The sequence below is a fragment of the Phenylobacterium sp. genome (genome assembly GCF_036821595.1).
GTDB lineage: Bacteria > Pseudomonadota > Alphaproteobacteria > Caulobacterales > Caulobacteraceae > Phenylobacterium.
In genome coordinates, this window is the sequence record NZ_DAISJG010000148.1 from 1 (window position 1) to 2,926 (window position 2,926).

Here is a 2,926-nt window from a genome sequence, read left to right on the forward strand (position 1 = left end):
ACATAGTCCTCCAGGTTCTGGATCTGCTGGCTCACCGCCCCCGGCGTCACCGACAGCTCGTCGGCGGCGCGGCTGAAGTTCAGGTGCCGTGCGGCGGCCTCGAAGGCGCGCAAGGCGTTCAGCGGCGGAAGGCGCCGGCGCTCGTGGTTCCGTTCCATGAGTTTTCCTGACAGCCCCGGCAGAAGTCCTCGGCTTGCGAGGTGGCGCGTCCGCCACCTAATTGCAAGCGTCCGCCGATGTATCGGCCCTTTTCATCGGCGGACAACGGGTCGGGGCGGGCGTCAGCCCGTCCCGTCCTCGTTTCAAGCGTAGCGTTTAGAGAAGCTCAATATGCCTCATCGCCAAGACAGGTCCAAGCGCGCCGACCGGCTGGTGGTCCTGGGCGGCGGCGCCCAACGCGCCCGCCCGGGCGCGGTCTGGCTGGTGGGCGCCGGCCCCGGCGACCCGGAGCTCCTGACCCTCAAGGCCCTGAAGGCGCTGGAGCGCGCCGACGTGGTCGTCCATGACGGCCTGGTCTCCGAGGAGATCCTCGCGCTCGCGCCGCGGGCGGCCCGCCGCATCTCGGTGGCCAAGCGCAAGTCGCGCCACTCCTACAGCCAGGACGAGATCAACCGCATGCTCGTGGCCTTCGCCCGGGACGGGCTGGAGGTCGTGCGGCTGAAGGGCGGCGACCCGTTCATCTTCGGCCGCGGCGGCGAGGAGCTTGAGGCCTGTCGCGAGGCAGGCGTCGAGTGCCACGTCGTGCCCGGCGTCACCGCCGCCCTGGCCGCCGGCGCCTCGGCGGGCGCGCCCCTGACCCACCGGGGCTCGGCCCAGGCGGTCACCTTCGTCACCGGACATGCCGCGAAGGGCGGCGAGCCGGACCTGGACTGGGCGGCTCTCGCGCGGCCCAACCACACGGTGGTGATCTACATGGGCCTCTCAATGGCCGCCCCCATCGCCGCCCGGCTGATGGCCGCCGGCCGCGATCCCGCGACGCCCGCCCTGATCGTCGAGAACGCGTCGCGCGCCGACGAGCGGCGGGTGGTCACCACCCTTTCCGGCCTCGCCGAGGCCGCCCAGGCCCTGGCGGGCCCGGCCCTGCTGATCGTCGGCGAGGCCATGGCCCTGGCCCGCGGGGGCGATGGCGCGGCGGCGGTCGAGGCCATCGTCCGGGAGGCGCGGGCATGAAGGCTCTGACGGCGAACCGCCTCACCGACGGCGAGACGGTGTTCTGGAAGAAGGGCCTGTGGGTCGAGCGCTTCGCGGATGCGGAGATCTTCGACGACGAGGCCGTGGCCGAGGACGCGGAGGGCAGGGCCAAGGCCGCGCTCACCGTGGTCGTCGACCCCTACCTGATCGACGTGGTGGAGTCCGAAGGGCTCTGGGCGCCGCTCGCCTATCGCGAGCGCATCCGGGCGCTGGGCCCGACCAACCATCCCCAGCACGGAAAACAGGCGCTGGGCGGCGACGACATCGTCGCACTGCAGCACGCCCACGGCACGGCCCGCTCCTCGGGCCGGGTCAATCTGATCAAGCGTAAGTGAGGGCGGCCATGTACCGCTACGACGTCATCGACAAGGAATTCGTCGCCGATCGCACGGCCGAGTTCCGCGAGCAGGTGAACCGCCGCCTGGCCGGCGAGATCACCGAGGACCAGTTCAAGCCCATCCGGCTGCTGAACGGCCTCTACCTGCAGCTCCACGCCTACATGCTCAGGATCGCGATCCCCTACGGGACGCTGACCTCGAAGAAGCTGCGCAAGCTCGCCTGGATCGCCCAGACCTATGACAAGGGCTACGGCCACTTCACGACGCGGACCAACCTGCAGCTGCACTGGATCAAGCTGAAGGACGCGCCCGAGATCCTCGAGCACCTGGCCGAGGTCGAGATGCATGCCATGCAGACCTCGGGCAACACGATCCGCAACGTCACGGCGGACCCCTACGCCGGGGCGACCTCGGACGAGCTGGACGACCCGCGGGTCTGGGCCGAGGCGATCCGCCAGTGGTCGACGCTTCACCCGGAATTCAGCTTCCTGCCGCGGAAGTTCAAGATCGCGGTCACCGCCTCGGCCAAGGACCGCACGGCAGCCAAGATCTACGACATCGGCCTGGCCATGCGCCGGGGCCGCAACGGCGAACTGGGCTTCGAGGTGATGGTCGGCGGCGGGCTTGGCCGCACGCCATACCTGGGCCCGACGATCCGCGAGTTCCTGCCGGTCCGGCACCTCCTGTCGTACCTGGAGGCGATCCTGCGGGTCTACAATCGCCACGGACGTCGGGACAACATCTGGAAGGCCCGCATCAAGGTGCTGGTGGCCTCCCTGGGCGCCGAGGAGTTCGCCCGCCAGGTCGAGGACGAGTGGGCCAGATCGGACCATGCCCACGCCGACCTTCCGGACACCGAGCTGGCCCGCATCCGTGCCGACTTCACGCCCAGGTTCGAGACCCTGCCGGCGCGGTCCGAGGCGCTGGAGGCCGCGAAAGCCTCCGACCCGGCCTTCGCCCGCTGGCTGCGGCGCAACGTGCATCCGCACAAGAGCCCCGGCTACGCCATCGTCGACGTCTCGCTGAAAACCCCGGGCGAGACGCCGGGGGATATCACCTCGGCCCAGATGGACGTCGTCGCCGACCTCGGCGAGCGGTTCTCGCTCGACGAGATCCGGGTCAACTACCAGCAGAACCTGCTCCTGCCGCACGTGAAGCTGGACGATCTGCCGACCGTCTACCGGACCTTGGCCGACGCCGGCCTGGCGACGCCGAACATGGACCTGGTCAGCGACATCATCGCCTGCCCGGGGCTGGACTACTGCGCCCTGGCCAACGCCCGGGCTATCCCGGTGGCCCAGCAGATCGCCACGCGCTTCGCCGATCCGGAGCGGGCCGAGGCGATCGGCGAGCTGAAGATCAAGATCAGCGGCTGCATCAACGCCTGCGGCCACCAC

Annotated in this window: 4 protein-coding genes; 3 read left to right on the plus strand and 1 reads right to left on the minus strand. The window is 70.2% G+C overall.

The annotated features are described in order from the left end of the window. A partial coding sequence (locus tag V7Z97_RS19955) for a LysR family transcriptional regulator (protein WP_334165316.1) occupies nt 1-158 on the minus strand: 158 nt, incomplete at its 3' end. 172 nt (nt 159-330) lie between these two features. On the opposite strand from V7Z97_RS19955, the gene cobA reads away from it, so the two are divergent. The 3 genes from cobA to V7Z97_RS19970 all read left to right on the plus strand — a co-directional run. Then, nucleotides 331-1,170, plus strand: a complete 840-nt coding sequence (gene cobA / locus V7Z97_RS19960) for a uroporphyrinogen-III C-methyltransferase (RefSeq protein WP_334165310.1) — start codon at nt 331-333, stop codon at nt 1,168-1,170. Continuing rightward, a complete protein-coding gene (locus V7Z97_RS19965) occupies nt 1,167-1,526 on the plus strand; it encodes a DUF2849 domain-containing protein (RefSeq protein WP_334165313.1) in 360 nt (119 codons plus the stop codon). Before cobA ends, V7Z97_RS19965 begins: the two co-directional genes overlap by 4 nt. 8 nt (nt 1,527-1,534) lie before the next feature. After that, the coding region (locus tag V7Z97_RS19970) for a nitrite/sulfite reductase (RefSeq protein ID WP_334165315.1) at nt 1,535-2,926 on the plus strand (1,392 nt) is incomplete at its 3' end.

Bases quoted from the DNA above. Each gene is read 5' to 3' on its own strand.
- cobA (WP_334165310.1), top strand. From the start codon at position 331: ATGCCTCATCGCCAAGACAGGTCCAAGCGCGCCGACCGGCTGGTGGTC.
- V7Z97_RS19965 (WP_334165313.1), top strand. From the start codon at position 1,167: ATGAAGGCTCTGACGGCGAACCGCCTCACCGACGGCGAGACGGTGTTC.